Raw genomic sequence first — 26,103 nt, 5'->3', positions numbered from 1 at the left:
ATGAGCAAAAACTATGTGGAACCGGTGCATGCCGGTGAATTCCTGCTGTCCGAGGGTGCTGGGAAGATCTCCCGTGAAGTCATCGAACTGGCACCTGGTGCCGCCCTGGTCGCTGGCCAGCTTCTGGGCCAGCTCAGTGCCACCGGCCAGTTCGCTCCGTATAACCCGGAGGCCGAGGACGGTAGCGAGACGGCCAAGTGCATCCTGTTCGCTGCCGTTGGTGCTTCGGACGTGGCTCGCCGGGGGCGAGCGGTTGTACGTCTCGCCGAGGTCAGCGAAGCGCTGCTGACGGGCCTCGACCTCGACGCTGAGAAGTCCCTGGCGGCGCAGTTCATCATCGTTCGCTGATAGCGAGCCAACCCTGTTTCAGCCCCGCCAAGTGCGGGGTTTTGCATTTCTGGAGGGCCTTCATGGCTGATATCGAGATTTTTGAAGACAACGCATTCACCGTCCCCGCACTCACGGCTGCGATCAACGAACAGCCCTTCGTGCCGGGCCGACTGGCAGAGCTGGGGCTGTTCGAGGAGGAGGGCGTTACCACGGTGACCGTCCAAGTCGAAAAGGACGGCGACACCCTGGCCCTGGTGCCAGCGGGTGAGCGTGGTACTTCGGGGCTGGTGGTCAACGGCAGCAAGCGGATCCTGCTGCCGTTCAACACCGTTCACTTGCCTGAAACCTTTGCCATCAAGGCAGATGAAGTCCAGGGGATTCGTGCTTTCGGTGAGCAGACCGAGCTGCAAGCTGTCCAGGACGTTGTCAATAAGCGTCTGGCGAAGGCTCGCCGCAACCTTGACGCCACCCACGAGTTCCATCGTATGGGTGCCCTGAACGGCTACGTGCTGGATGCCGACGGCAGTACGGTGCTGCTCGACATCTATGCTCAGCACGCCGGAGCTGCTCGAGCATCCGGTCTATGCCGCGATGTCGGCAGGCTGGTACTGGCACAAGAACGGCCTCAACAGCCTGGCCGATAAGGCCGACTTCCTGGCCATCACGAAGCGCATCAACGGCGGTACCAACGGTCTGGAGGATCGCAAGGCGCTCTACAAGCGTGCGCTCGAGGTGCTGCAGTGAAGGCGCTGGATTGGCGTCTGGCCTGCCTGGTGCTGCTGCTGGGCTTGGCCCTGGGTGGGCGTGGCGCCTGGTTGTGGCAGGCCAACGCCTACGGCAAGCAGCTCGCCGACCAGGCGGCGGACTATGGCAGCCAGTTGGCGGCAAAGGACCGCGATCACAGCCGTGAGCGTGAGGAGGCCGCTGCGGCGGCGCTCGATCAGCTGGCAGAACAGCAGGGCGCCCGTCGCGCCCTGGAAGCCCGCCTGCAGGAACAGAACCAGGCACACTGGAAGGAGATGAATGATGCTCAACAAACTCAGGCTCGCCTGCGTGACAGGCTTGCTACTACTGACCTGCGGCTGTCAGTCCTTCTCGACGCCGGATCCCTTGCCGCCCAGGGTTGTGACGGTGGGCTGCGAGAAGCCGCCGGCGCCGGAAGCCTGGTTCATGGAGCCGTACGCGCCGAACTTGACCGAGCGCATGCTCAACGAATTGTCGCCATCACCGACGAAGGCGACCGGGGGCTGATCGCACTGCAGGCCTGCCAGGCCTACGTGCGCGAAGTCACCAAGTAGTAAAGAGGCGAGCCGGGTGGATGCGCCAACATCCAGCCCGGCCCGCCGAACCCGCAGACCCTTCCTGCAAGTCCAGCCGTGGCCTCTGCCTTGTGCACAAAGCGCGGCGAGCCTAACACCTGTTTATCCATACAGTAAAGACTTGCAACCTTATGACCTCTCCAATCATCCCCTGGATGGGTGGCAAACGCCGCCTGGCCGACCGCTTGATCCCTCTCTTTCCCCCTCATGAATGCTATGTCGAAGTCTTCGCCGGCGGCGCCGCGTTGTACTTCATGCGACCTCAACCTGCACCGGTAGAGGTGCTCAACGACCTCAACGGTGACCTGGTGACGCTTTACCGGGTGGTGCAGAACCACCTCGAGGAATTCGTCCGCCAGTTCAAGTGGGCGCTCAGCTCCCGCCAGATCTTCGAGTGGCAGAAGATGACCCGTCCGGAGACGCTGACTGACATCCAGCGCGCTGCCCGGTTCTTCTACCTGCAGCAGCACGCCTTCGGTGGCAAGGTCACAGGGCAGACGTTCGGTACCGCCACCACCGGGCCGGCCATCAACCTGTTGCGCATCGAGGAGAACCTCTCGGCCGCGTGGCAGCGCCTCGCCGGCACGTACGTGGAAAATCTCTCCTGGCTCGACTGCGCCGAGCGCTACGACCGGGCGCACACGTTCTTCTACATGGACCCGCCCTACTGGCAGACCGCCGGCTATGGGCTCGACTTCCCGTTCGAGGAGTACGAGCGCATGGCCGACTTCATGCGGCGCTGCAAGGGCCGGGTAATGGTCAGCATCAACGACCACCCGGACATTCGGCGAGCATTCGACGGCTTCCACTTCGAGTACCTGGATATCCGCTACAGCAACACTAACCAGCGGCAGGGCAAGGCCGAGGTCAGCGGCGAACTGGTGATCCTGAATTGGGACCCTGATCGCCTGGGGCAGCTGTTCTAGGGCCGCCTTGGTTGTTTGAGGTTGCATCTTGTAGGATGCAGCCTCTCGGGCATGAGGCCTAAGATCCATGGATAAGTACAGGTGGCGAAGTAAGGAATATGAAGAAAGTTAGAGAGTGCGTTGTTGCTGGATTGTGTGAACCGCCCCGGGTTTCGTGGAGGCCTCAACTCTTGAGAAGATGAGGCCATGAAAAAGACTACGACCTACTCCCCTGAAGTCCGTGAACGTGCCGTGCGCATGGTTCTGGAGCATTTGAACGACTATCCCTCCGAGTGGGCCACCATTGAAGCCATCGCGCCGAAGATTGGCTGTGCAGCGCAGACGTTGCATGGCTGGATTCGCCGTCATCAGACCGACGCAGGTCAGCGTCCAGGCCCGACAACCGAAGAGCGCGAACGCATCAAGGCGTTGGAGCGGGAGAACCGCGAACTGCGCAAAGCCAATGAAATTCTGCGTCTGGCCAGTGCGTATTTTGCCCAGGCGGAGCTCGACCGCCGCACCAAGTCCTGAGGGCTTTTGTCGATCAGTACCGTGACCGTCTTGGGGTCGAGTCGATCTGCCGCGTCTTACAGATCGTCCCGTCCGGTTACCGTAGGCATGCGGCCCAGCAGCGCAACCCCGAATTACGTTGCTGCCGCGCTCGACGCGATGACGCATTGATCATGGAAATCCAGCGCGTATGGGACACCAACATGCAGTGCTATGGCGCAGTGAAGGTCTGGAAGCAGTTACGGCGAGAAGGCATCGCAGCTGCCAGGTGCACGGTAGAGCGATTGATGCGTCGTGCTGGATTACAGGGCATAAGGCGTGGCCAGGTCGTGCGCACAACGGTGGCTGGCGACAAGGCTCTTTGCTCGCTGGATCGCGTCCAACGCCAGTTCCATGCCGACCGCCCGAACCAGTTGTGGGTGTCGGACTTCACCTATGTATCGACCTGGCAGGGCTGGCTGTACGTGGCGTTCGTGATCGACGTCTTTGCACGCCGGATCGTCGGCTGGCGAGTCAGTAGTAGCATGAACACAGACTTCGTACTGGATGCCTTGGAGCAAGCCCTGTATGCCCGTCAGCCGCATTGCACAGGTGGGCTGATCCATCACAGCGACCGTGGCAGTCAGTACGTCTCCATTCGCTACACTGAGCGATTGGCAGAGGCCGGTATAGAGCCCTCGGTGGGTAGCAAGGGAGACAGCTACGATAACGCCCTGGCCGAAACCATCAACGGGCTGTACAAGGCCGAGCTGATTTACCGTCAGTCATGGAAGAGCCGCGAAGCCGTCGAAATGGCGACCTTGAAATGGGTGCACTGGTACAACCACCAACGCCTGCTGAGCTCAATCGGCTATATCCCGCCTGCGGAGGCTGAGGCAAACTTCCACCAGCAGCAAACAGATCAGGCCGTGGCGGCCTGACTTAAACGAAACGGCCTCCACGAAACCCGGGGCGGTTCACAGTAGCTTCTGACTGAGCAGTCCGTCAGCGCTTGTCCGGTTTTATGTAAAGAGACAGAATCTGGCGCTGGGCTACCATGTGAGGACATTCAATGGTCACCACCGATCTGATCGCCATTCTCCGTGCGCAAGTCGCTGCTGCTCGGCAGAACGGCCTATCTGAGGTTTCGCTAGAGAGCCTTTCGAAGCTGATTGACCTCATTGAGAGGGATAACCAGAACTCCCCGGATGGGGTTGAGCGGTCGCAGGAGGCGTTTGAGAGATTCAGGTCAGCCCTGGGGGATTGGCAGAACAGTAATCAGCGCGATCACGAAACCCGGCTAGAAATGTTGCGCGCCACAATCGGCGCCTCTCACCTAGCTATCAAGAGTGCTTTGCTCATTAACGGTGGCGCTGCCGTCGCGTTCTTGGCGTTCCTCGGTACAGCCTGGTCGAGATTCCCGAGTGCGGCGGTTAAGGCGCTTTTAGCCGGCTCGCTTGGGCACTTCATCTGGGGGGTAATGTTAACTGGCATAGGCGCTGGCGTGGCCTACATCTGCCAGGCTGCGTTCGGAGGGGAGCTAGGGAAATATAGCGACAAGATCGCCGAGCCGCTCCGGTGGGTGGCTGCGCTGTTGGTCATGGGCTCATTCGTCTTGTTCTATCTTGGATGTAGCACAGCGATTAAGGCGTTTGTGATGGCGGGTTGATAGAGAAGTGGGCTGGCGTCACTCCGAAACAGAGTATGTATTCTCCTGTTCCCGGCAAGCCTTGGTGAGCCCGGTACCAATAATCTGCACACAAGGGACGTGGCCTGGGAGGAATACCAGGCCTTCCACTTCTAAGGCACATGCATAGTTTGCATCGAAGCGGGGCTCCGCCCCGCTTTCGACCCAGGTTGACCAACTGTGTTGGTAAGGTTGAACGCGTCTGTCATTCGATCAGGTGATAATCATCTCTCTCTTTCGGATCGGGGGTTGCCCCCCGGCAGTTCGCTCCTCGAGATGGCGGGTAGCCAGGGAAGAACATCAAGCCCTCGGCTTCTAGGGCATAAGCAAGTGCTTGCATCGTTACGCGGCGCAGCTCGGCCCCGGCCTCGATCTTTCTGATTGCGGCGGGAGATACGCCTGACCGGAACGCCAGGGCTTCTACGCTCCAGCCAAGCAGTGAACGTGCTGGTTCGCAGTGGGCGCTTCGGAAACCGAGCGGGAAGCTCTCTAGCAACCTTGTGATGTCATCCCAGGTGATATCGCTACGCGGTCTACGTGGGAAGTCAATGATGTCTGCAGACATTGCGGTGCACTCCTATATCGCTGTGTCCTGAATCAGCCCTGGTCCGATGACGCTTCGCGCCGCTTGACCTGCTCGATGGGATCAAGGTCGTAGCCATCGCGAGTGAGGTCTATGCCGTATTTGCAGCGAGCCATGTTCATCAGGTGGATGTACTCGACGTGCGCCTCGTTTGCCCGGCGGTACTCGACTGTGACCTGGGCTTGTAGGTTCTGGTTGATGTCGACCAGCTTCTGGATGTTGCGTCTGGCCTTGGCCAAGTCTCGCCGGAGCTGGTCGTTCTCGTTGCTGAGCCTGTGGCATTGGTGCTTGAGCAGTTCGACGTGTGTCGGCATGCCAAGCTCGAAGCCGGTTGTGTCGATGTCGGCGATGTCCACGGGGCACCTGCGGATATACTGTTTTTATATACAGTAATCTAGGGCGATGGAATCGGCTAGCCCCAACTGACGATGTGCTGCTTTTCCAGGGAGAGAGGTTCCGTAGGAGGCTAGGGGGCGGATTGGTGTTGGGGATGGCTGCGTCGGTAGCTGATCGGGCATGAGAAGCAGCTAAGGCCGCGGTGAGCGCATGCCGCTGCCTATACTGCCCAGACCGTCTGGACGGAGCAGTCACCCGTGAAGCGCACCTTGGAAGGAATGATTCTCGCCGGCGAGCCGCTAATGCAGCAGGCGATCGATGCGTTGCGTCGGTATCACGAAGCCGAGGACTCTGGCGTGGCGTCGGAGGAAGTCGAGCGCCTACGGTTGCTGGCAGAGTCGCTATATCAGGCCGTGACGGACTATCAGTTGTACGCGCTAGGGCATCAGGACTTGGTTCGCCACTAGATTGCGGCTAGATATTGCTTTCGGGGGAGGGATTGAAGGTTGTCAGAGTGTCGGGCGAGGCTGTCTAAAACGGCGCTGATGGCCCTTGCCATTACTGGGCGAAAACGGACGAAACTTGAGAAAAAGTATTAGACGCGGGAATAGCGTAGGCCGCATGTCTGGCGGCCTGCACTCGAATTTTAATGCTACTGTTGCATCATCGGGAGTGTGTTACGGAACGCCAATATCGTTCAGAAGTTCACTTGAATCTTGGTGCTGTAGCCAGATGAGGAAGCCTTTGTCTACTACATGGAGATTCTTGCTAGATTGGTCGTAGTCAATAATGATGGGCATGATATTCTTCTTGACTTGTAAGGATGCGCTTGATTGCAATGCTTGGATGATGTTGCCAGCGTTAAGATCGGATTTGCGAGGATGTTTCTCAGATAGAATTCCTCTAATATCTCTATAGCGCAGGCCGCTTTCGATCTCTTCTATGGGAGTAGATAAAATTGTATAGAGGAGCCATCTATACATTTGAAGGTCGGTATCTTGGAAGCCGTCGGCGAAATTGGTTAAGAAGCTGTCGTAGCGTGCGGACTGCTGGTCTACGATACTTTTAACTATTTCATCTACATCCAGACCTGCGCCGATGGTGACTGGGCGTTGTTGGGTCTCGGTGATATTCGCTGCTAGGCAGGCTATACGGCAGCCCTCTTGAACGACGTAGACACTTTCTCGCGCCAATCCTATTAGTTGGTTTGCGAAGGTTTCCTCGAAGTTAACACCTAGCAGGTCTCCACCTTGGGTTATGACGCTGTGAAGTTCACTGTTGCTCCAGTGGTCCGCGTTTACTGAGATGACTCGGCCGGTTAGGTCACCGTTGTACACTATTAATCGGTTATCTTCGAGCCAGACTCCAACAACGATAAACGTGATTGCTGAGAACTCATGGAAAGCCTTGAGTTCTATTGAAAAGTCCTTTTGTGTTTCATAAGGAAGGTAATGGAAGTCTTCAAGAACGATTAGTTTGTCGAAAGCAATCGATTTGAGTGCTGCAATTACATCGTTTACATCATCAATATCTAGTTCGAGAGGTGATGTTGTGATTTCTTCCGTAGTCCCTGTCTCACCTTCGGCTCCGCCGCTCGCTTCGGCAGATCCGCCAAAACCAAGAAGCGTACCTTTGACTCCCGTCTTGACGCTAGCAATAATCTTGTTCTTGCCAGATGAGCTCTTTTTTGACGATTGAGTGATCTCGAAGCCAGCTCGCTTTAATATGTTTGCATGCAAGTCTGCCATGTCGCTTTTATTCGAGCACTGAACTAGGATGTAACTTTCATCGGGAAGACAATGCTTTCTGACAGATGTCTTTCCCTGCTTGGAGCTTCCATAAATTACTATGTGGTGCTTGGCGCGTAACTCTTTCTGCAGTTTTTTGTCTACAGCCTCGCGCTCGACGTAGTTGAGAGGGAGGTGTCTAGTGATGCCAAACACTTCATCGATGGTATACGTAGTCACTGTACCTTCCTAGTGCTGTAGGTTGAGTGGAGGCGTTAGGTGGTGGCTGTAATAGTCGCCGTATGCGTCTGGCTTGACAATGGGGCGAGGCTTAATTTGGGGAATGAGGCCGGCTAGTGGAAGCTTCTTGGGAGGGGCGGCAGGCTGATGGTACAAAAATGGTACGCGGTAGGAGTTGTTGTCTTGAAGGCCTTGCAGGATAAGACTCTCAGAGAGAGTGTGCCCAATCCATCATCGGTGCCACGGAAAAGCGGCGGGATGGCTCAGGGCGCGTGGTGGTGGTTGGGATCACGGTTTCTGCTGGCATGGTTCACGGCGGGTAACGAAAGCGGTCGGGAATGTCTGCGGCGCACGCATGTCGGGGTGGACACATCGGGAAAGATTGCGAAAGCGGCGGCTACATTGCTGGGCGCCGCTGCGCAGACAACAGGGCCATAGTCTACCAAGAGTGTTCGCGGTTTACCTCCCGAAGGGTTGGGCAACCGTCGGTCGCTCAGGTTCAGCACATGGGTGGACGTCCTCATGAATTTGTACGATGATTTTCGTATCGACAGGGAAGACTATGGAGAATGGCTTCAGGAAGGCCAGGCGCGACCTGATCGCGGCCCTTGAGAGGGGTGACTACCTGCATGTGTCGCGTGGCGACATCGAGGTGAAGAACCTGCTGGCGACAGGGGCGGTTTCGGCTCAGGAGGTGATCGGCATCGTTCGCGCGTGCAGCGGCATGCACCACGCCTGCAGCCCCCATCACGCCGTCGCGCAAATCGATGTCCATGTGCTCAGGCGGCACGGCTGGTACATCAAGTTCTATTTCATCGAGCCAGGAGCCTGGTTCATCAGCGTACATCGGTGAGACCCCAGATCATGAAGATCCTTTTCGAAGGCGATAGCGGCAAGGCGCTCTGCGAGCATTGCCAGGCCGTGGTGCAGACCCGCTACGTGCGTCGCGACGTGCCATTCAGCGATGGCCAGGGCCAGGCGCGGGACATCCTGGTCGGCGTGTGCACGCACTGCGATACGGTAGTCGCCATTCCGCCGCAGTCCACGCCGGCCATCCGCGAGGCGCGCAAGCAACAACTCAAGTCCATCGAGGCGCGGTTGCCGGCGGTCTACCTCGATGCCCTCGACGCGGCCATGCACGCGGTCAGCTGCGAAGCCGGGGCCAACCTGCGCAAGCTGTTCCTCGGCCATTACTTCCAGTTGCTGGTGCAGGCCAGCCAGGGCGAGCAACTGCTGCCGGCCCACGAGGCGTTCGCCCGCTCGCTGGACGAGCAACGGCGTCAGCGCGGCCTGCCGCCTTCGGGGGCGACCCGGCGCCTGTCGATGAAGGTCAACCCCCACGTGGCCGAGGATTTCCTGGCGCTGCAGCAGCAAACCCGGATGACCCAGACCGAGCTGCTCAAGTCGGTGATCGCGCGGATCCAGGCGGATGTCCTCGAGGCGCGCGATCCGGGGGTGATCCTCGCCCTGCAACGCTTGGCGCGGCTGGCCGTGTAGGCGATCGAGGCGTGCGCGGGCCTGGGGCGACTGACAGCCCTGGGCTTGCAGGCGGCCCAGGGTCAGCTAGCTTTTCGTGCAATCATCCCCCATGCAAGGAGAACGCAATGGCGGCTCGAACCCCCAGGAAGAAAACCGACAACCACCCGGCACAGGCGTCCGTCGACCCGTTCCGCCTCAAGCCGAGCGGCGGGCCAGAGGAAGGCCTGGATCCGAAAGTGCACGTGTATGGACATAAGCAGAACATCATCTGTGCCACCGAATCCCGCGGCCATGTGCGCAACGTTGCCGAACTGCAGCTGGACGCCACCCAGGGCTTCATTCCGCTCTGGCGCGAAGACACCATCCTCAGGTGGCGCTTCCAGGAGCAATCGCTGGCGCGCTTCGCTGCGCCCGACGCCGCCAAGGCCAGGATCGAGCAGCTTTTCTGCCAGGCCCTACGGGCTTGGGGCGACGCCGTGCCGATCGCCTTCGCCAGGGATGACGACGCCTGGGATTTCCAGATCGTCGTCCAGCAGGTCGAACGCTGCGACGGGGCAGGAGCCTGCGTGTTGGCGAGTGCCTTCTTTCCCGACCCCGGGCGGCACGACCTGGTGATCTACCCGACGCTGTTCAAGCAGGACGAGGCCGAGCAGGTCGAGACCATCGCCCACGAGCTGGGCCATGTGTTCGGCCTCCGGCACTGGTTCGCGCCCCAGCAGGAGGCGGATTTCCCCAGCATTCCATTCGGCTCGCAGAAACCGGTCTCGATCATGAACTACGGCCCTGACAGCCAACTGACCGAGGACGACAGGAACGACCTGAAAGCCCTGTACTCGGCCGCCCATAGCGGGGCGCTCACCCACATCAACGGCACCCCCATCCGCCTGGTGGCGCCGTTCCATACCCTGCGGGAACAGTTCCAGGCCCTGCCGTTGAAGTGAGTACGGCGGCCGCCACGGCATCCTGGGCGGACCCCTGGTCGGTTTCAGGATGCGCCTGGTCGTTTGGGTGCAACCTGCCGGCGCCAGGAGTGCCATGCTTGCAGGATGCCCAGGGGAACCAGTGCGCGCAGACGCACGGCCATGGGCAAGGAGGGCGCCCGTATACCACGTGACCGTGACGTGACCGGTGCGCCACAGCAGAACACGCCGGACGCCTGCCCGCCGCGGCAGCCTTGTCCGTGATGCCGAGGTCCGCTGTATGCCTGATGAGACGCTTCACCTGCCATTGATCCAGGACGCACTGGAACGCCACAAGGCCATGCCCGGCGCCCTGTTGCCAATCCTCCACGCCATCCAGGACGGCGCAGGCTTCGTGCCGGATGCCGCCGTCCCCGAGATCGCCCATGCCCTCAACCTCAGCCAGGCCGAGGTGCGCGGGGTGATCAGTTTCTACCACGATTTCCGTACCACACCGCCGGCGCGCCACACCCTGCGCCTGTGCCGGGCCGAATCCTGCCAGAGCCGGGGCGCCGAGGCCCTGGCTGCACAGTTGCGCGAGCAGTTGGCGCTGGATGACCACGGCTCCAGCGCCGATGGCGCCATCAGCCTGCGACCGGTGTACTGCCTGGGCGCCTGCGCCTGCTCGCCAGCCCTGGAACTAGACGGCCGGCTGCATGCCCGCCTCACCCCCGAGCGCCTGCGTGCCCTGGTCAACGGCTGCCTGGAGGACGAAGAATGCTGAAGCTCTTCATCCCCTGTGACTCGGTGGCCCGCGCCGTGGGCGCCGACCAGGTCGCCGAGGCGCTGGCCGACGAGGCCGGGCGCCGGCAAGTGGCGTTGGATATCCAGCGCACCAGTTCCCGAGGGCTGTACTGGCTGGAACCTTTGCTGGAGCTCGAGGGCGCCACTGGGCGCATGGGCTTCGGGCCGGTCACGCCTGAAGACGTGCCCAGCCTGCTGGATGCCCTGATGGGCGAAGCAGGTGGCCATTCCCTGGCCCTGGGGCCGGTGGAGGACATCCCCTACCTCAAGTCCCAGCAGCGTCTGCTGTTCGCCCGTGCCGGTATCACCCGGCCGTTGTCGCTGGAGGACTACCGTGCCCATGACGGGTTCGAAGGGCTGGCCCGTGCCGTGGCGCTCGAGGGGGCGGACGTGGTTGCCGCCGTGCTCGACTCCGGCCTGCGTGGCCGTGGCGGCGCGGCATTCCCCGCCGGCATCAAGTGGCGTACCGTGCGCGAGGCTGGGGCAGGGCAGAAGTACGTGGTGTGCAACGCCGACGAGGGTGACTCGGGCACCTTCGCCGACCGCATGCTGATGGAGGGCGACCCCTTCCTGCTGATCGAGGGCATGGCCATCGCCGGCCTCGCCGTGGGGGCCGACAAGGGCTACATCTACGTGCGCTCGGAGTACCCGGACGCGATTCGTGTGCTGGACGCGGCCTGCGCCATCGCCCGTGAGGCAGGCTACCTGGGCGAGGACGTCGCCGGCAGTGGCCGGGCCTTCGACCTGGAGGTGCGGGTCGGTGCCGGCGCCTACATCTGTGGCGAGGAAACCGCGCTGCTCGAATCCCTCGAAGGCAAGCGCGGCATCGTCCGCGCCAAGCCACCGCTCCCGGCCCTGGAGGGGCTGTTCGGCCGACCGACCCTGGTGCACAACGTGCTCACCCTGGCCTCGGTGCCGGTGATCCTGGCCAGGGGCGCGGCGTTCTATCGCGACTTCGGCATGGGCCGCTCGCTGGGCACCATGCCGTTCCAGCTGGCCGGCAACATTCGCCGGGGTGGCCTGGTGGAGCGTGCCTTCGGCCTGAGCCTGCGCGAGCTGGTCGAGGACTATGGCGGCGGCACCGCCAGCGGTCGGCCGTTGAAGGCGGCGCAGGTTGGCGGCCCCTTGGGCGCCTGGGTGCCCCCCAGCCATTTCGACACCCCGCTGGACTACGAGGCCTTCGCTGCCATGGGCGCGATGCTGGGCCACGGTGGCGTGGTGGTGGCCGACGATACCCTGAACATGGCCAGCATGGCGCGCTTCGCCCTGCAGTTCTGTGCCGAAGAATCCTGCGGCAAGTGCACGCCGTGCCGGATCGGCTCGACCCGTGGCATGGAGGTGGTGGACCGGCTGATCGCCAGCAGCGACCTCGGCGAACGCCACGACCAGGCCCTGCTGCTGCGCGACCTGTGCGACACCATGCAGTACGGCTCGCTCTGCGCCATGGGCGGCATGACCGCCTATCCCGTGGCCAGTGCCCTCAAGTATTTCCCCGCCGACTTCGGTCTGACCACCACGGAGGCCGCGCAGTGATCAATTTCTTCGACCCCGCCAACGACATCGACCTGGGCACGCCGGCCCGCGACAGCGACGTGCAGGTCAGCCTGGTCATCGATGGCCGCTCCATCAGCGTGCCTGCCGGCACCTCGGTGATGCGTGCCGCGGCACTGCTCGGCACCAGCATTCCCAAGTTGTGCGCCACCGACAGTCTGGAGGCCTTTGGCTCCTGCCGCCTGTGCATGGTGGAGATCGAGGGCATGCGCGGCTATCCAGCCTCGTGCACCACACCGGTCAGCGAAGGCATGGTGGTGCGTACCCAGACGTCGCGCCTGGCCGACCTGCGGCGCAACGTCATGGAGCTGTACATCTCCGACCACCCGCTGGACTGCCTGACCTGCTCGGCCAACGGCAACTGCGAGCTGCAGACCGTGGCCGGCCAGGTCGGCCTGCGCGAGGTGCGCTACGGCTACGACGGTGCCAACCACCTGGCCGAGCAGAAGGACGTCTCCAACCCGTACTTCGACTACGAGCCGAGCAAGTGCATCGTCTGCAGCCGCTGCGTGCGTGCCTGCGAAGACATCCAGGGCACCTTCGCCCTGACCATCACCGGGCGCGGTTTCGAGTCGCGGGTGGCCGCCGCCGGCGGGGACAACTTCCTCACCTCCGAATGCGTCTCCTGCGGCGCCTGCGTGCAAGCCTGCCCGACCGCCACCCTGAGCGAGAAAAGCCTGGTCCAGCTCGGCCAGCCCGAGCGTGCCGTCATCACCACCTGCGCCTATTGCGGCGTGGGCTGTTCGTTCCGCGCCGAGATGAAGGGCGACCAGCTGGTACGCATGGTCCCGGACAAGAGCGGTGGCGCCAACCACGGCCACGCCTGTGTCAAGGGCCGTTTCGCCTGGGGCTATGCCACCCATCCGGACCGCATCACCAAGCCGATGATCCGCAAGCACATCGACGATCCGTGGCAGGAAGTCAGCTGGGACGAGGCGCTCACCTACGCCGCCAGCGAGTTTCGCCGTATCCAGCTCAAGCATGGGCGCGACTCCATCGGCGGCATCACCTCCAGCCGTTGCACCAACGAGGAGGCCTACCTGGTGCAGAAGCTGGTGCGCGCCGCTTTCGGCAACAACAACGTCGACACCTGTGCGCGGGTCTGCCATTCGCCGACCGGCTACGGCCTCAAGCAGACCCTGGGCGAGTCGGCCGGCACCCAGAGCTTCGACTCGGTGATGCAGGCCGACGTCATCCTGGTGATCGGCGCCAACCCCACCGACGCCCACCCGGTGTTCGGCTCGCAACTCAAGCGCCGCCTGCGCGAGGGCGCGCGGCTGATCGTCATCGACCCACGGCGCATCGACCTGGTGGACTCGCCCCATGCCCGCGCCGAACTGCACCTGCAACTGCGCCCTGGCACCAACGTGGCCATGCTCAATGCCCTGGCCCATGTGATCGTCACCGAGGGACTGCTCGACCAGGCCTTCGTCGACGCCCGCTGCGAGGCGGAGGATTTTGCCCGCTGGCGCGATTTCGTCAGCCTCGCGGAAAACGCCCCCGAGGTGCTGGGGCCGGTGTGCGGCGTGCCCGCCGAGCAGATCCGCGCCGCTGCCCGGCTGTATGCCACCGGCGGCAACGCGGCGATCTACTACGGCCTGGGCGTCACCGAGCACAGCCAGGGCAGCACCGCGGTGATGGGCATCGCCAACCTGGCCATGGCCACCGGCAACATCGGTCGCGAAGGGGTAGGGGTGAACCCCCTGCGTGGGCAGAACAATGTCCAGGGCTCTTGCGACATGGGCTCGTTCCCCCATGAGCTGCCAGGCTACCGGCACATCTCCAACGAGGGGGTGCGCAGCGAGTTCGAGCAGGCCTGGGGCGTCACCTTGCAGCCTGACCCGGGCCTGCGCATCCCCAACATGTTCGAGGCGGCCCTGGATGGCAGCTTCAAGGCCCTCTACTGCCAGGGCGAGGATATCGCCCAGAGCGACCCCAACACCCAGCACGTCACCGCGGCCCTGATGGCCATGGAGTGCGTGGTGGTGCAGGACATCTTCCTCAACGAGACGGCCAAGTTCGCCCATGTGTTCCTGCCGGGCAGTTCGTTCCTGGAGAAGGACGGCACCTTCACCAACGCCGAGCGGCGCATCTCGCGGGTGCGCAAGGTCATGGAGCCGCTGGCCGGCAAGGCCGACTGGGAAGCCACCGTGGCCCTGTCCAATGCCCTGGGCTACCGCATGGACTACCGCCATCCCTCCGAGATCATGGACGAGATCGCCCGCCTGACCCCGACCTTCCAGCGGGTCAGCTACGCGCAGCTCGACCGCCACGGCAGCCTGCAATGGCCGTGCAACGATGCCGCGCCGCAGGGTACCCCGACCATGCACATCGACCAGTTCGTGCGCGGCAAGGGGCGCTTCATGCTGACCGGCTACGTGCCGACCGACGAGAAGGCCAACAGCCGCTATCCGTTGCTGCTGACCACCGGGCGTATCCTCAGCCAGTACAACGTCGGCGCCCAGACCCGACGCACCGGCAATGTCGCCTGGCACGCCCAGGACCGTCTGGAAATCCACCCGACCGACGCCGAGAGCCGCGGCATCAAGGACGGAGACTGGGTCGGCGTGGGCAGCCGCGCCGGGCAGACGGTGTTGCGCGCCAAGGTCAGCGGTCGGGTAGCGCCGGGGGTGGTGTACACCACCTTCCACTTCCCTGAGTCGGGCGCCAACGTGATCACCACCGACAACTCCGACTGGGCCACCAACTGCCCCGAGTACAAGGTCACGGCCGTAGAGGTGGTGCGGGTGTTCCAGCCATCGGAGTGGCAGAAGCGCTACCAGGCGTTCAGCGATGAACAACGGCGCTTGCTCAAGGAGCGTCGCCAGGCCGAGAAGTCCGAGAAAGCCGAGGTGCGCCGATGAGCAGCGAGAACCTGGTCAAGATGGCCAACCAGATCGCCCACTACTTCGCCAGCGAGCCCGACCGGGCGCTGGCGGTGCAGGGGGTGAGGCAGCACCTGCAGAACTTCTGGACGCCAGCCATGCGTCGGCAACTGGAGGCGTGGTTGCAGGCCAACCCGGGGGAGGGGTTGGACCCGCTGGTTCGGGAGGCGATCGAGGTAGCGAAGGCGCCGGCGTAGCGGTTCTGGACTCGCACTTCGAAGGTGTTTGCCCAAGAATCCCGGCGACACCCGGGGTGTCGCCAAGGACAGGGATGTCACCTTCCCTGCAATACCTCTCGAAACACATCCGGCCGTGCGGCCGCCATGTGGAGCAGGGTGCGAACGGCGCCGGATGGCGTGCGTCGCCCCTGTTCCCATTCTTGAAGCCCACATCGTCGATGTGGGGGCTGGGGGCCAACCCAGCGCACGGCAGTGCCAAATCCGATGCGTGCTCACAAACGACTGGCATGAAAGTTCCCCCCGCAATCTGTAAATTTCGTAAATAAGATACAAACCCATTTGAGAATCATTATATTCGCCATCCCTGAGGGCCCCACGCAACGTTCGTGAGGCCAGTGGCTCTGTGTGCGCTGTCTTCCAGGCGGTCGCGCCTTTTCGCTCATGAACTGCAGGAGATGTGTCGATGCAATCCAGAACCTCCCCCAACAGCCTGGCCCTGGCCTTCGTCGCATTGGCGTCGCCGGCCATGCTGGCCACGGCGGCACAGGCCGAGGAGAACCCGTCCGGCGAGGTGCTGGAGGTGCCGGTCGACAGCAACGCGCTGGTGATCCAGAACACCCTGGTCACGGCCGAGCGTGAGGCACGCCAGGCACTGGGCTCGTCGATCATCACCGAAGAGGACATCAAGCGCCGCCCCCCGGCCAACGACCTGTCCGACATCATCCGTCGCGAACCAGGGGTCAACCTGACCGGCAACAGCGCCAGCGGCGCGCGTGGCAACAACCGCCAGATCGACCTGCGCGGCATGGGCCCGGAGAACACCCTGATCCTCATCGACGGCAAGCCGTCCAACGCCCGCAATGCCGTGCGCTACGGTTGGAACGGCGACCGCGACACCCGCGGCGAGACCAACTGGGTGCCGGCCGAGGCGGTCGAGCGCATCGAGATCCTCCGTGGCCCAGCCGCGGCGCGTTATGGTTCCGGTGCCATGGGCGGGGTGGTGAACATCATCACCAAGCGCCCGACCGACGAGCTCAAGGGCAACCTCAACCTGTACACCCAGTTGCCCGAAGACAGTGCCGAAGGCGCCAGCCAGCGCGCCAACTTCAACGTCAGCGGCGGGCTGACCGACGACCTGGGCTTTCGCCTCTACGGTGGCCTGGCCAAGACCGACGCCGACGACCTGGACATCAACGCCAAGCACGCCAACAGTGCCCTGGTGGCCGGGCGCGAGGGCGTGCGCAACAAGGACATCAATGGCCTGCTGAGCTGGAGGCTCAACGACGAGCATCGCCTCGAGCTCAGCGCCGGCTATAGCCGCCAGGGCAATATCTACGCCGGCGACACCATGAACAGCAACGGCGGTGGCAACATCGACCTGATCTCCAGCCTGTATGGCCACGAGACCAACGTCATGCAGCGCAACACCTACGACCTGACCCACCTGGGCGACTTCACCTGGGGTACCAGCAAGACCGTGCTGGCCTACGAGTACGTGCGCAACTGGCGCCTCAACGAAGGCCTGGCAGGGGGGCCGGAAGGGTCGATCAACGATTCTGGCGCGGCGATGTCGCGGCTGCGCAACACCCGCCTGACCAGCGAAGCGAGCCTGCCGTTCGCGATGGGCAGCACCGAGCACGTGCTGACCCTGGGTGGCGAGTACCTCTATGAAACCCTCAACGACCAGGGGTCGTTCCGCCCGCAGAGCTTCGACCCGAGCGGCTCCGGCAGCGACGTGATCGCCGGTTTCGATCGCAGCGACTCGAAGATGTCGGCCAAGAGCTATGCGCTGTTCGTCGAGGACAACATCGTCATCGGCGACACCACCGTCACCCCTGGCTTGCGCCTGGATCATCACGAGGAATTCGGCGACAACCTCAGCCCGAGCCTGAACCTGTCGCACAAGCTCACCGACGATCTGACCGTCAAGGGCGGCATCGCCCGGGCCTACAAGACGCCGAACCTGTACCAGTACAACCCCAACTACCTACTCTACAGCCGTGGCAACGGCTGCAGCGTGCAACAGACCAACTCCGGGGGCTGTTACTTGCAGGGTAATGCCGACCTCGATCCGGAAATCAGCGTCAACAAGGAAATCGGCCTGCTGTATGACCGTGGCACCTGGCGTACCAGCGCGACCTACTTCCGCAATGACTACAAGAACAAGATCATCGGCGGTACCGACGTGGTCTACACCATCAACAGCGGCCGCCGCGTGACCCAGTGGGAGAACGCCGGCAAGGCACGGGTGGAAGGCATCGAGGGCAACTTCTTCATCGAGCTGAGCCCGACCCTGGACTGGAACACCAACCTGACCTGGATGCTCGACAACGACAACCGCGAGACTGGCGAGCCGCTGTCGGTGATCCCCGAGTACACGGTCAACACCACCCTCGACTGGCGTGCCACCGACAAGCTGTCGTTCCAGCTGGCGGGCACCTACTTTGGCAAGCAGAAGTCGCCGACCTACAACTACCGCACCCAGCAGGACTATGACCAAGAGGCCCAGCAGGACGTGGAGGCCTATGGCCTGGTGGATGTCAGCGCCGGGTACAGGTTCAACGCCAACTATGACGTGCGGGTAGGGGTGAACAACGTCTTCGACAAGCAGATCTACCGTGGCGGCAATGCCAGCAGCTCGGGCGCCAATACCTACAACCAGCCGGGGCGTGCGGTGTTCGCTTCGTTGAACATCTCGTTCTGATCGTTGGAACCGCTTCGCGCCCCGACAAGCCCGCGCCCACATGGACCGCGCCGATCTTGAGATCGGCGCCGAATCTGTGGGCGCGGGCTTGTCGGTGTGCCGAGCCGACGCGAAGCGGCCCCGAATGCCCCTCAAGGAGCAACCGATGAGCACTCTCCCCACCTGGCTGGCCATCCTCTCCCGCAGCGCCGCCGCACTGCTTGGCGGCTACGCCTTCAGCTACGCCGCTACCGCCTGCCTGGCCCGCGTGCTGCCACTGGCACCTGGCGACGCGGTGATCGTCGCCACGCTGCCGACGTTCGTTTTCTACACCGCCGCGATCCTCTGGGCGTTCGCCAGCCGTGACGCCCTGCATGCCTGGATGCCCTTGGCCATTTCCGTACCGCTGGCGCTGCTGGGCTTCTGGCCGCAGGCGATGGGGTGGTTGCCATGAAGAACACCTTCACCCAATCGATGGCCTGGCTGCATACCTGGGCCGGGCTGATCTTCGGCTGGCTGCTGTTCGCCATCTTCGTCACCGGCACCCTGGCGGTGTTCGACAAGGAGCTCAACCACTGGATGCAGCCGGAGATCCCGGCCACCGACGTCTCCCAGGCCGATGCCGCGCGGCGTGCCATCGCCTACCTGCAAGCCCACGAAGCGGATGCCAACAACTGGGGCATCAGCCTGCCCAGCGAACGCGCCCCAGGGCTGCGCGTGTCCACCGGCGAACGCCGCCATGGCGGTGGCGTGCAACTCGATCCGCAGACCGGCGAGCCGTTGGCGGTGCGCGACAGCGTTGGCGGTAATTTCTTCTTCCGCTTCCATTTCACCCTCGACCTGCCGCGCAACTGGGGCATCTTCGTGGTCGGAGCGCTGGCCCTGGTGATGCTGGCGGCGCTGGTGACCGGTATCGTGATCCACAAGAAGATCTTCAAGGAGTTCTTCACCTTCCGCCCGGACAAGGGGCAGCGCTCCTGGCTGGATTTCCACAATGCCAGTGCCGTGCTGTTGCTGCCGTTCCACCTGATGATCACCTACACGGGGTTGGTGATCTTCATGCTGATCTACATTCCCGCAGGCGTGGATGCCCTGTTCGACGGTGATACCCGGGCGTACTTCCAGGCCCAGGGCAATACCCGCCTGGAACAGCCACGGCGCCTGGCCAAGGTGCCGGGCGAACTGGTCGACATCGCGCCGCTGCTGGCCCAGGCCGAGGCACGGCTGGGGCCGATCGGTGGCCTGAATATCCGCAACCCCAATACGGCTGGGGCACGCATCGAGATCCGGCCGCAGCTGGGCAACCGTATCGCCTTGACCAAGGGCCAGGCGATGGTCTTCGACGGCGTCAGCGGCAAGCTGCTCAGCGATGTGCCCGAGCTGCGCCCGGCGCCATTGACCCAACGGGTGATGGTCGGCCTGCACTTCGCCCAGTTCGGTGGCTACCCCATGCGTTGGCTGTACTTCGTCTGTGGCCTGGTCAGTTGCGCGATGATCGCCAGTGGTTTGGTGCTGTTCTGCGTCAAACGCGGGCGCAAGTACGCCACGGTCACGGCCGAGGCATCGGCGCGACGCTGGTATCGCCTGGCCGAGGTGTGCAACGTCGGTTTCATCGCCGGCTTGCTGCTGGCCTGTGTCGCGCTGCTGTGGGCCAGCCGCCTGCTGCCTGCGGAGCTGGCCGGGCGTGAAGCGTGGGAGGTGCGGGTGTTCTTCGGGGCCTGGTTGCTGGCCTTGTTGCATGCTGGGTCGCGGCCGGCCAAGCGCGCCTGGGTCGAGCAATTGGGGCTCGTGGCGCTGCTGAGTGGTGGCCTGGGGGCGCTGGGCATGGTTACCGGCACGGCAGACAGCCTGCGCCTGGGTGTGGAGGTTACCGGGTTGGTGCTGGGCGTGGGTCTGGCCCTGGCGGCCTGGCGGGTGGCCCGTTCGGTGCCGGTGACGGCCCGGACGCCCGCTCGGCGGATGGAGGTGGCAGGATGATGACGATGGTCATGGGGGGATTGCTGTTCGCCTATGCCGGCATGCTGGGGCTGTGCCAGGGGTTGGAGCGGCACTACAAGCAGGTTTGGCACAGGCCATGCCCGCGTGGGCTGCGCCTGGCCCTGCGCGGGTTGGGCTGGTCGTCGCTGCTGGGCAGCCTGTTGCTGTGCGCCGGGGCCTGGGGCTGGGCCATGGGACCGGTGGCCTGGTTCGGGGCGATGTCGCTGGCGGGGATGGTGCTGGTGATGGTGCTGCCGTACTGGCCGCGGGTGGCGGTGGGGCTGGTGATGCTGGTGCCGGTGTGGGGGCTGGTATTCTCCTGTGTTTCGTTGCGGTAAAAAAATCGCTGGCATGCTAAACCGGATGCCTGAACATCGCCCACGAAGAGCCCCCGTGAAAGCTGTCCACCTTGCCTTGATCTGCCACGCTCCGACCCATGCCCTCAAGACCGGGTATTTACACGGTATCGACGATGCCCTGTCGCCAGGCTCGGAGCGGCCTTCGCCGGCTGCGCCAGGTACCCAGCTGCTGAGCGCACCGGAGCGTCGGGCACTGGAGACGGCGGCCTGCCTGGGAACGTGCGTGGGTATCGAGCCAGCCCTGGCCGATTGCGACCTGGGGCGCTGGCAAGGCCAGGCGCTCAAGCACCTGCAGGCCGAGCAGCCGCAGGCCCTGGCCCAATGGCTGGACGACCCGCACAGTGCGCCCCACGGCGGCGAATCGATCGCCGCCTTGTGCCAACGGGTCGGCGCCTGGCTGGAGGGGTTCGACCCACCGGGCGACTGGCTGGCAGTGACCCACCCCTTCGTCATCCGTGCGGCGATGGTCCATGTGCTCGGCTGCCCGCTGGAGGCTTTCCAGCGCATCGATGTATTGCCGCTGTCGCGCCTGCCACTCAGCCGCGTGGGGCGTTGGCGGTTGCGCCTGGCCTGACGCGCGTCACAACGTGCAGAAAAAACCCGCCGCCACGTTTGAACTTGTGCGGCCCTTTGCAATCATCTTTGCGTCTCCGGCTGGAGGCTCTTTCACAGGCAATACAGGAAAGCAGCATGATGCTCACGACAAGACGGAACTGGCTGGCCCTGGCACTGGGCCTTTTCATCACCACGCCGTTGCTGGCCGCCGAGCCCGAGCGCCCACCGGTGGCCGACAAGGTGGTCGCCTACAGCGGCGAGCAGGGGATCAAGGTCTGGACCCTGCGCATCGGTGAGCGCTCGGCGAACCAGGCGCTGGTACAGGTCGATGGCATCGACCATGACTGGCAGATGCGCATCCAGAAGATGAACGTCGAGAAGTCCGAGCGGGATACGCGTTACTCCACCGAGGTCGACGGCAAGAAGTACGTTGCCCTGATCGTTCGTGGCGACTGGGCCAACCTCTACCTGCCGGGCGAGGCGCAAGAGACATCCCTGCGCTACGACCCTTCTCTCTCCGAGCAGGGCAATGCCCAGTACTTCCTGACCGACTACCTGCAACAGGCGGCCAGGTAAGGGCAGCGGGCGCGTTAGAACGCCAGCTTGTAGCCGATCATCAACAGCATCCCGGCCAGGCAAGGCCGCAGCAGGTGGTCGGAGATACGCCCGGTGAGGTGGCTGCCCAGGTAGATGCCGGGCAGCGAACCGAGCAGCAGGTAGCCGAGCAACGCCCAGTCCATGTTGCCCATCCCGGCGTGGCCGAGGCCGGCCACCAGGGTCAGGGGCACGGCGTGGGCGATCTCGGTGCCCACCAGGCGGCGGGTGACCAGGAACGGGTAGAGCAGGAACAGCGCCACCGTGCCCAGAGCGCCGGCACCGATGGAGGTCAGGGTGACCATGACGCCCAGCACCACCCCGGTGAGCACGGTGAGGATGTTCAGGGTGCGGTCGCTGAGGTGGTAGTGGTCGCCGGCGTGGCGATTGGCGAAGGCCTGCAGGCGCGACTTGAACAGGATCGCCAGCGCGGTGAGGATCAGCACCACGGCCAGGCCCTGCTTGATCACCGCATTGAGCGCCGAGGTATCGGTGTGCAGGGTGCTGAGGAACCACAGCGTCAGCGCTGCCGCCGGCACGCTGCCCAGGCTCAGCAGGCCGGTGATCTTCCAGTCGATGTTCTTGTTGCGCCCATGCACCCAGACGCCACTGGCCTTGGTGATGGCGGCGTAGAGCAGGTCGGTACCCACGGCGGTGGCCGGGTTGACCCCGAACCAGAGCAGGATCGGCGTCATCAGCGAACCGCCACCGACGCCGGTCATGCCGACGATGAAACCCACGACCAGCCCCGCAATGGTGAAACCGAAAGAACCTACATCCATACGCTACTCGACTGTCCCGCTGTGCCCGTGATCGGATGGCTGCCAGCATAAAGGTTTTTTTATAGCGAAATAGACTTGTTCGTTATTAGGTTATAACCAGATATCGACTGCGGGCCTCCAAGATCAGCGGTCGGTCATCACCACCATGACATGGGCATCGCCGCCATCCTCGCTCTCAGACAGGTAGATATGCCCCACCTGGCTGTCGAAGTAAGCCGTCTCCTGGGGCCCGATGCTCACCGCCTCGCCCGTTTCGAACAGGATGCGTACCCGCCCGCTCAGGACGAGGGCGAACTCCTGGCCGGGATGGCGGATGAAGTCATCGAACTGGCCGCGCTCCCGGGCGATGATGCGGGCGTAGGCGGGGGTCATGCGCCGTTCGGGGAAGGCCCCTGCAATCGGGTGGTAGTCGTAGGTGCCGGTGGAGTAACCGGCTGCCGCGGGCAGCGAATCGACCACCACGGTCGCCGGGGCTGGCGCGCTGGCCGGGCCGCTGGCGCGGAACAACTGGGCGATGTCCAGGTTCAGGGCACGCGCCGCTGCGGCCAGCTTCTCGTAGCTGACCGAGACCTGCGCCAGCTCCATCTTCGACAGGGTCGAGACCGGCACGCCACTGAGCGCGGACAACTGCTTGAGGGTCATCTGCCGCGCCTTGCGCACCTGGCGCAGGCGCGCGCCAACCTCGGCGCGGTCGAGCAGGGGGAGGGCACCGGGGCGGTTTGGCGGGCGGGTACGGTCGTCGGGCATCGGGGCTCTCATGTACGGCTTTGGTCGGGCATCTTACCTTGGACCCTTGCGCGATCCGAAATTCTCATATATTAGAATTCTCATAAATGATAATTAGCGCGACAGGAGCGTGCATGGCACAGATCTACGACACCCTGATCATCGGCGCCGGCATCGCCGGTGCTTCCCTGGGCTACCGCCTAGCCGGCCAGCGCCGGGTGCTGCTGCTCGAGCGCGAGATGCAGCCGGGCTACCACTCCACCGGGCGCTCGGCCGCCATGTTCATGGAGGCCTACGGTACGCCGCAGATCCAGGCCCTCACCCGCGCCAGCCGTGCCTTCTACGAGCAGCCGCCGGAGGGCTTTTGCGAGCATCCCCTGCTCGAGCCCCGTGGCTGCCTGTACGTCGCTACCACCGAGCAACGCGAGCTTCTCGAAACCACCTACGCGCAGAACCTGGCCAACGGCACCGAGGTCAGCCTGCTCGACCGCGAGGCCGCCCTGGCCCTGGTACCCAGCCTGCGTGGCGAGGTCCTCGGCGGTGCGCTGCTCGAGCCGGGGGCCATGGACCTGGACGTGCATGGCCTGCACCAGGGCTTCCTGCGTGGCTACCGCGCGGCCGGTGGCGAGCTGCGCTGCAACGCCGAGCTGGTCCAGGCCCGCTACCTCGATGAGCTGTGGCAAGTGGAACTGGCCGATGGCAGCCAGTTGCAGGCTCGCCAACTGGTCAACGCCGCCGGAGCCTGGGCCGACCAGGTGGCCGGGCAGTGCGGGGTGGTCAAGGTTGGCCTGCAGCCCTGTCGGCGGAGCGCCTTCACCTTCCCGGGCCCATCGGCGCACGACTTCAGTCGCTGGCCGGCGGTGATCGGCGTGGACGAAAGCTTCTACTTCAAGCCGGACGCCGGCCAGTTGCTCGGCTCGCCGGCCAACGCTGACCCGGTCGAGCCCCAGGACGCCGCGCCAGAAGAGCTGGACGTGGCCCTGGGCATCTACAACATCGAGGCCATGACCACCCTGCAGATCCGCCGTCCCAGCCACAGTTGGGCCGGGCTGCGCTCGTTCGTCGCCGACGGCGACCTGGTGATCGGCTTCGACCCGCGTATGCCGGCGTTCTTCTGGCTGGCGGCGCAGGGCGGCTACGGCATCCAGTCCGCCGCCGGTGCCTCCCGCCTGGCCGCCGACCTGCTGCTCGGCCAGCCCCTCTGTCCGAGCTTGCTGGCCCAGGGCGTGTCGCCAGAGCAGCTGTCGCCGGCCCGTTTCCCACAACCCTGAAAGGAGCTTTCCATGAGCGATGATATCCAGCGTTTTCCCAGCAGCCTGCCGTTTCCGTTCTCCCGTGCGGTGAAGGCCGGTGGCTTTCTGTTCCTGTCCGGCCAGGTGCCGATGAGCGCGACGGGCGAAGTGGTGCGTGGCGACATCCAGGCCCAGACCCGTGCGGCCTGCGAGCGTATCGGCGAGAGCCTGGCGGCGTGCGGGGCGCGTTTCGACCAGGTGGTCAAGGTCACCGTGTGGTTGTCGGACATGGCTCATTTCGCGGGTTTCAACGAGGTCTACACGACGTTCTTCGGCGAGGCCCTGCCGGTGCGCTCCACCGTGGCGTCGGCGCTGGCGCTCGGCGTCGACGTGGAGATCGAAGTGCAGGCGTTCGTCGGGCAGGCGTGAATCGAATGCCGGGCCGTCGTGGCCTTCCCTGAAACACAACAACAATAGAGCCAGAGGTTCACATGCAAGAGCAGCTGAAGATCGCCGGTGCCTTCATCGGCGTGATCGTGGGGGCGGGCTTCGCGTCCGGGCGGGAACTGTTGCTGTTCTTCGTCGACTTTGGTGTCTGGGGGTTGGTCGGTGCGCTGGTCAGCGCCGCGTTGTTCACCTTCCTGGGCATGGCCCTGGCGGGGTTGGGCAATCGCCAGCAAGCCACCTCGCACAAGGACGTCATCCAGGCCATCTGCGGCCGTCACCTGGGCTGGTTCGTCGACTGGCTCATCACCTTCTTCATGTTCGCCGTCACCGTGGTCATGCTGGCGGGTGGTGGCGCCTTGCTGGAGCAGCAGTTCGGCGTGCCGGCTCTGGCTGGCAGCGTGCTGGTGACCCTGCTGGTGGTGGGCATCGTGTGCCTGGATGTACAGAAGGTGATCGTCGCCATCGGCGCCATCACGCCGTTGCTGATCCTGATCGCCTCGGCGATCGCCCTGTACGCGATGTTTTCCCGTGGGCAGAGCTTCGCCGAGCTCGACCGGCTGGCCAGCCAGCAGCAGGCGGGCGCCCGTCACTGGCTGCTGGGGGCGTTCCTCTATGTGTCCTACAACATCGTCGCGGGTGCGCCGATCCTGGCCATCCTCGGTGGTTCGGCCAAGGGCGAGAGGACGGCGATATGGGGCGGCTTGCTCGGTGGCGCGGCGTTGGGCGGGCTGATGCTGGTGATGAGTGCGGGGTTGCTGTCGCGCCTGGACAGCGTCGCCGAGCTGCCCATGCCGATGCTGTCGATCGCCAGCGAGGTTTCGCCGCTGCTGGGGCTGGTGATGTGCCTGATCATCTTCGGGATGATCGTCAACACGGCGGTGGGGACGTTGTTTTCCTTCCTGTCACGGTTGCTGCCGGCGGGGACGACGCAGTTTCGCTGGGGCTCGGTGGTGACCGGGGTGGTGGCGTTCGCTTGCAGCCTGGTGGGGTTCATCAGCCTGGTCGGGGAGGTGTATCCGTTCTTCGGCTACCTGGGCTTCGTGCTGATGGCAGCGGTGTTGCTGGGGTGGTTGCGGCGGGGCAAGGGCAGGAAGGTGGCGGTGGCCTGAAGGTGGGGCAAGGGATCCTCTGGGCGATCATAAAATGATGTGAGTCTCCAATCGGGGGCGCTTTGCGCCCCACTGCGGCCTTCCCCTCAGATCCTGAAGCTCCCCACCAACTGCTTCAACCGCCCGGCCTGCTGGCTCAGGGCATCGCAGTGACGCAGGGTCTCGTTGAGGTTCTCCACCCCTTGCTGGTTGAGGGTGTTGATCTGGGTGATGTCCAGGTTCAGGC

At 63.7% G+C, this 26,103-nt stretch carries 27 protein-coding genes, 3 pseudogenes and 1 other annotated feature; of the genes and pseudogenes, 24 read left to right on the top strand and 6 right to left on the bottom strand.

All coding sequences use genetic code 11. The features are described from left to right. From WCE05_RS06500 to WCE05_RS06470, 7 genes and pseudogenes are all read left to right on the top strand, one after another. Complete coding sequence (locus WCE05_RS06500; RefSeq protein ID WP_253081156.1) at positions 1-348, top strand: head decoration protein; 348 nt, start codon at positions 1-3, stop codon at positions 346-348. Between the two features lie 62 nt (positions 349-410). Continuing rightward, a pseudogene (locus WCE05_RS06495) lies at positions 411-878 on the top strand (major capsid protein); the annotation flags it as partial. Then, positions 877-1,074, top strand: a pseudogene (locus tag WCE05_RS06490) (glycoside hydrolase family 19 protein); the annotation flags it as partial. The pseudogenes WCE05_RS06495 and WCE05_RS06490, both read left to right, overlap by 2 nt. Then, positions 1,071-1,628: a lysis system i-spanin subunit Rz gene (locus WCE05_RS06485; protein ID WP_368815621.1), complete on the top strand. Its 558-nt coding sequence runs from the start codon at positions 1,071-1,073 to the stop codon at positions 1,626-1,628. The pseudogene WCE05_RS06490 and the gene WCE05_RS06485, both read left to right, overlap by 4 nt. Before the next feature lie 152 nt (positions 1,629-1,780). Beyond that, complete coding sequence (locus tag WCE05_RS06480) at positions 1,781-2,575, top strand: DNA adenine methylase (RefSeq protein WP_368815620.1); 795 nt, start codon at positions 1,781-1,783, stop codon at positions 2,573-2,575. 186 nt (positions 2,576-2,761) lie between these two features. Continuing rightward, positions 2,762-3,984 (top strand): IS3 family transposase gene (locus WCE05_RS06475; RefSeq protein ID WP_368815619.1). Its coding sequence is split into 2 segments (ribosomal slippage): positions 2,762-3,047 and positions 3,047-3,984, totalling 1,224 coding nucleotides; the frame shifts between segments, so codons are not numbered across the junction. Next, positions 3,040-3,156: a sequence feature (AL1L pseudoknot), on the top strand. It overlaps the preceding gene by 117 nt. Before the next feature lie 131 nt (positions 3,985-4,115). Further along, positions 4,116-4,712 carry a hypothetical protein gene (locus WCE05_RS06470; RefSeq protein WP_368815618.1) on the top strand — a complete coding sequence of 199 codons (597 nt, stop codon included), beginning with the start codon at positions 4,116-4,118 and terminating at the stop codon, positions 4,710-4,712. 223 nt (positions 4,713-4,935) lie between these two features. On the opposite strand, the gene WCE05_RS06465 is transcribed toward WCE05_RS06470, so the two are convergent. Continuing rightward, complete coding sequence (locus WCE05_RS06465; RefSeq protein ID WP_368815617.1) at positions 4,936-5,295, bottom strand: multiprotein-bridging factor 1 family protein; 360 nt, start codon at positions 5,293-5,295, stop codon at positions 4,936-4,938. A gap of 32 nt (positions 5,296-5,327) precedes the next feature. Continuing rightward, complete coding sequence (locus WCE05_RS06460; protein WP_368815616.1) at positions 5,328-5,669, bottom strand: hypothetical protein; 342 nt, start codon at positions 5,667-5,669, stop codon at positions 5,328-5,330. 258 nt (positions 5,670-5,927) lie between these two features. On the opposite strand from WCE05_RS06460, the gene WCE05_RS06455 reads away from it, so the two are divergent. Continuing rightward, positions 5,928-6,116 carry a hypothetical protein gene (locus WCE05_RS06455; RefSeq protein ID WP_368815652.1) on the top strand — a complete coding sequence of 63 codons (189 nt, stop codon included), beginning with the start codon at positions 5,928-5,930 and terminating at the stop codon, positions 6,114-6,116. A gap of 210 nt (positions 6,117-6,326) precedes the next feature. On the opposite strand, the gene WCE05_RS06450 is transcribed toward WCE05_RS06455, so the two are convergent. Then, on the bottom strand, positions 6,327-7,616 hold the full coding sequence (locus tag WCE05_RS06450; RefSeq protein ID WP_368815615.1) for a hypothetical protein: 1,290 nt from the start codon (positions 7,614-7,616) through the stop codon (positions 6,327-6,329). A 535-nt stretch (positions 7,617-8,151) separates the two neighbouring features. Here WCE05_RS06450 and WCE05_RS06445 point away from each other — a divergent pair. The 7 genes from WCE05_RS06445 to WCE05_RS06415 all read left to right on the top strand — a co-directional run bounded on the left by WCE05_RS06445 (position 8,152) and on the right by WCE05_RS06415 (position 15,431). Further along, positions 8,152-8,469, top strand: a complete 318-nt coding sequence (locus WCE05_RS06445; RefSeq protein ID WP_225786887.1) for a hypothetical protein — start codon at positions 8,152-8,154, stop codon at positions 8,467-8,469. A gap of 11 nt (positions 8,470-8,480) precedes the next feature. Beyond that, positions 8,481-9,113, top strand: coding sequence for a hypothetical protein (locus WCE05_RS06440; RefSeq protein WP_225786886.1), 633 nt, complete (start codon positions 8,481-8,483; stop codon positions 9,111-9,113). 107 nt (positions 9,114-9,220) lie between these two features. Beyond that, positions 9,221-10,036 (top strand): matrixin family metalloprotease, encoded by an 816-nt coding sequence (locus WCE05_RS06435; RefSeq protein ID WP_225786885.1) that lies wholly within the window; start codon positions 9,221-9,223, stop codon positions 10,034-10,036. A 259-nt stretch (positions 10,037-10,295) separates the two neighbouring features. Beyond that, positions 10,296-10,778 (top strand): formate dehydrogenase subunit gamma, encoded by a 483-nt coding sequence (locus tag WCE05_RS06430; RefSeq protein ID WP_368815614.1) that lies wholly within the window; start codon positions 10,296-10,298, stop codon positions 10,776-10,778. Next, complete coding sequence (locus tag WCE05_RS06425; RefSeq protein WP_253081127.1) at positions 10,772-12,331, top strand: NADH-quinone oxidoreductase subunit NuoF; 1,560 nt, start codon at positions 10,772-10,774, stop codon at positions 12,329-12,331. The genes WCE05_RS06430 and WCE05_RS06425 overlap by 7 nt, the downstream gene beginning before the upstream one ends. Next, positions 12,328-15,213: a formate dehydrogenase subunit alpha gene (gene fdhF / locus WCE05_RS06420; RefSeq protein ID WP_253081126.1), complete on the top strand. Its 2,886-nt coding sequence runs from the start codon at positions 12,328-12,330 to the stop codon at positions 15,211-15,213. The genes WCE05_RS06425 and fdhF overlap by 4 nt, the downstream gene beginning before the upstream one ends. Beyond that, the gene (locus WCE05_RS06415) at positions 15,210-15,431 is read left to right on the top strand and encodes a formate dehydrogenase subunit delta (protein ID WP_225786881.1); all 222 of its coding nucleotides are present in this window, start codon (positions 15,210-15,212) and stop codon (positions 15,429-15,431) included. Before fdhF ends, WCE05_RS06415 begins: the two co-directional genes overlap by 4 nt. A gap of 77 nt (positions 15,432-15,508) precedes the next feature. On the opposite strand, the pseudogene WCE05_RS06410 reads toward WCE05_RS06415, so the two are convergent. Next, positions 15,509-15,619, bottom strand: a pseudogene (locus tag WCE05_RS06410) (helix-turn-helix domain-containing protein); the annotation flags it as partial. A 257-nt stretch (positions 15,620-15,876) separates the two neighbouring features. On the opposite strand from WCE05_RS06410, the gene WCE05_RS06405 reads away from it, so the two are divergent. From WCE05_RS06405 to WCE05_RS06380, 6 genes are all read left to right on the top strand, one after another. After that, positions 15,877-18,117: a TonB-dependent siderophore receptor gene (locus tag WCE05_RS06405; protein WP_225786880.1), complete on the top strand. Its 2,241-nt coding sequence runs from the start codon at positions 15,877-15,879 to the stop codon at positions 18,115-18,117. Between the two features lie 145 nt (positions 18,118-18,262). Next, on the top strand, positions 18,263-18,550 hold the full coding sequence (locus WCE05_RS06400; protein ID WP_368815613.1) for an iron transporter: 288 nt from the start codon (positions 18,263-18,265) through the stop codon (positions 18,548-18,550). Beyond that, complete coding sequence (locus tag WCE05_RS06395) at positions 18,547-20,073, top strand: PepSY domain-containing protein (RefSeq protein ID WP_253100313.1); 1,527 nt, start codon at positions 18,547-18,549, stop codon at positions 20,071-20,073. The genes WCE05_RS06400 and WCE05_RS06395 overlap by 4 nt, the downstream gene beginning before the upstream one ends. Next, positions 20,070-20,411: a DUF3325 domain-containing protein gene (locus WCE05_RS06390; RefSeq protein WP_225786877.1), complete on the top strand. Its 342-nt coding sequence runs from the start codon at positions 20,070-20,072 to the stop codon at positions 20,409-20,411. The genes WCE05_RS06395 and WCE05_RS06390 overlap by 4 nt, the downstream gene beginning before the upstream one ends. A gap of 55 nt (positions 20,412-20,466) precedes the next feature. Next, on the top strand, positions 20,467-21,006 hold the full coding sequence (locus WCE05_RS06385) for a histidine phosphatase family protein (protein ID WP_368815612.1): 540 nt from the start codon (positions 20,467-20,469) through the stop codon (positions 21,004-21,006). A 116-nt stretch (positions 21,007-21,122) separates the two neighbouring features. Next, positions 21,123-21,563 carry a hypothetical protein gene (locus WCE05_RS06380; protein WP_225786875.1) on the top strand — a complete coding sequence of 147 codons (441 nt, stop codon included), beginning with the start codon at positions 21,123-21,125 and terminating at the stop codon, positions 21,561-21,563. Between the two features lie 14 nt (positions 21,564-21,577). Here WCE05_RS06380 and WCE05_RS06375 read toward each other — a convergent pair whose 3' ends face one another. Both WCE05_RS06375 and WCE05_RS06370 read right to left on the bottom strand, forming a co-directional pair. Beyond that, positions 21,578-22,363, bottom strand: a complete 786-nt coding sequence (locus tag WCE05_RS06375; RefSeq protein WP_225786874.1) for a sulfite exporter TauE/SafE family protein — start codon at positions 22,361-22,363, stop codon at positions 21,578-21,580. 123 nt (positions 22,364-22,486) lie between these two features. Then, positions 22,487-23,110: a helix-turn-helix domain-containing protein gene (locus WCE05_RS06370; RefSeq protein WP_225786873.1), complete on the bottom strand. Its 624-nt coding sequence runs from the start codon at positions 23,108-23,110 to the stop codon at positions 22,487-22,489. Positions 23,111-23,223: 113 nt separating this feature from the next. Between WCE05_RS06370 and WCE05_RS06365 the strand changes: the two genes are divergently transcribed. The 3 genes from WCE05_RS06365 (at position 23,224) to WCE05_RS06355 (ending at position 25,877) form a co-directional block, all read left to right on the top strand. Further along, positions 23,224-24,360 carry an NAD(P)/FAD-dependent oxidoreductase gene (locus tag WCE05_RS06365; protein WP_368815611.1) on the top strand — a complete coding sequence of 379 codons (1,137 nt, stop codon included), beginning with the start codon at positions 23,224-23,226 and terminating at the stop codon, positions 24,358-24,360. Positions 24,361-24,372: 12 nt separating this feature from the next. Further along, a complete protein-coding gene (locus WCE05_RS06360) occupies positions 24,373-24,750 on the top strand; it encodes a RidA family protein (protein ID WP_225786871.1) in 378 nt (125 codons plus the stop codon). Between the two features lie 62 nt (positions 24,751-24,812). Beyond that, the gene (locus tag WCE05_RS06355) at positions 24,813-25,877 is read left to right on the top strand and encodes a hypothetical protein (protein WP_225786870.1); all 1,065 of its coding nucleotides are present in this window, start codon (positions 24,813-24,815) and stop codon (positions 25,875-25,877) included. Positions 25,878-26,103: the final 226 nt, after the last annotated feature.

Source organism: Pseudomonas sp. I2 (assembly GCF_040984075.1).
GTDB classification, from domain to species: Bacteria; Pseudomonadota; Gammaproteobacteria; order Pseudomonadales; family Pseudomonadaceae; genus Aquipseudomonas; species Aquipseudomonas guariconensis_B.
This window is presented reverse-complemented; position numbering and strand designations above follow the sequence as displayed.

Excerpts from the sequence above, each read along its gene's own strand:
- WCE05_RS06405 (WP_225786880.1), top strand. The coding sequence starts at position 15,877 with ATGCAATCCAGAACCTCCCCCAACAGCCTGGCCCTGGCCTTCGTCGCA.
- WCE05_RS06390 (WP_225786877.1), top strand. The coding sequence starts at position 20,070 with ATGATGACGATGGTCATGGGGGGATTGCTGTTCGCCTATGCCGGCATG.
- WCE05_RS06480 (WP_368815620.1), top strand. The coding sequence starts at position 1,781 with ATGACCTCTCCAATCATCCCCTGGATGGGTGGCAAACGCCGCCTGGCC.
- WCE05_RS06380 (WP_225786875.1), top strand. The coding sequence starts at position 21,123 with ATGATGCTCACGACAAGACGGAACTGGCTGGCCCTGGCACTGGGCCTT.
- WCE05_RS06415 (WP_225786881.1), top strand. The coding sequence starts at position 15,210 with ATGAGCAGCGAGAACCTGGTCAAGATGGCCAACCAGATCGCCCACTAC.
- WCE05_RS06445 (WP_225786887.1), top strand. The coding sequence starts at position 8,152 with ATGATTTTCGTATCGACAGGGAAGACTATGGAGAATGGCTTCAGGAAG.
- WCE05_RS06425 (WP_253081127.1), top strand. The coding sequence starts at position 10,772 with ATGCTGAAGCTCTTCATCCCCTGTGACTCGGTGGCCCGCGCCGTGGGC.
- WCE05_RS06470 (WP_368815618.1), top strand. The coding sequence starts at position 4,116 with ATGGTCACCACCGATCTGATCGCCATTCTCCGTGCGCAAGTCGCTGCT.
- WCE05_RS06370 (WP_225786873.1), bottom strand. The coding sequence starts at position 23,110 with ATGCCCGACGACCGTACCCGCCCGCCAAACCGCCCCGGTGCCCTCCCC.
- WCE05_RS06360 (WP_225786871.1), top strand. The coding sequence starts at position 24,373 with ATGAGCGATGATATCCAGCGTTTTCCCAGCAGCCTGCCGTTTCCGTTC.
- WCE05_RS06365 (WP_368815611.1), top strand. The coding sequence starts at position 23,224 with ATGGCACAGATCTACGACACCCTGATCATCGGCGCCGGCATCGCCGGT.
- WCE05_RS06395 (WP_253100313.1), top strand. The coding sequence starts at position 18,547 with ATGAAGAACACCTTCACCCAATCGATGGCCTGGCTGCATACCTGGGCC.
- WCE05_RS06440 (WP_225786886.1), top strand. The coding sequence starts at position 8,481 with ATGAAGATCCTTTTCGAAGGCGATAGCGGCAAGGCGCTCTGCGAGCAT.
- WCE05_RS06500 (WP_253081156.1), top strand. The coding sequence starts at position 1 with ATGAGCAAAAACTATGTGGAACCGGTGCATGCCGGTGAATTCCTGCTG.
- WCE05_RS06465 (WP_368815617.1), bottom strand. The coding sequence starts at position 5,295 with ATGTCTGCAGACATCATTGACTTCCCACGTAGACCGCGTAGCGATATC.
- WCE05_RS06375 (WP_225786874.1), bottom strand. The coding sequence starts at position 22,363 with ATGGATGTAGGTTCTTTCGGTTTCACCATTGCGGGGCTGGTCGTGGGT.
- WCE05_RS06430 (WP_368815614.1), top strand. The coding sequence starts at position 10,296 with ATGCCTGATGAGACGCTTCACCTGCCATTGATCCAGGACGCACTGGAA.
- WCE05_RS06355 (WP_225786870.1), top strand. The coding sequence starts at position 24,813 with ATGCAAGAGCAGCTGAAGATCGCCGGTGCCTTCATCGGCGTGATCGTG.
- WCE05_RS06435 (WP_225786885.1), top strand. The coding sequence starts at position 9,221 with ATGGCGGCTCGAACCCCCAGGAAGAAAACCGACAACCACCCGGCACAG.
- WCE05_RS06455 (WP_368815652.1), top strand. The coding sequence starts at position 5,928 with ATGATTCTCGCCGGCGAGCCGCTAATGCAGCAGGCGATCGATGCGTTG.
- WCE05_RS06400 (WP_368815613.1), top strand. The coding sequence starts at position 18,263 with ATGAGCACTCTCCCCACCTGGCTGGCCATCCTCTCCCGCAGCGCCGCC.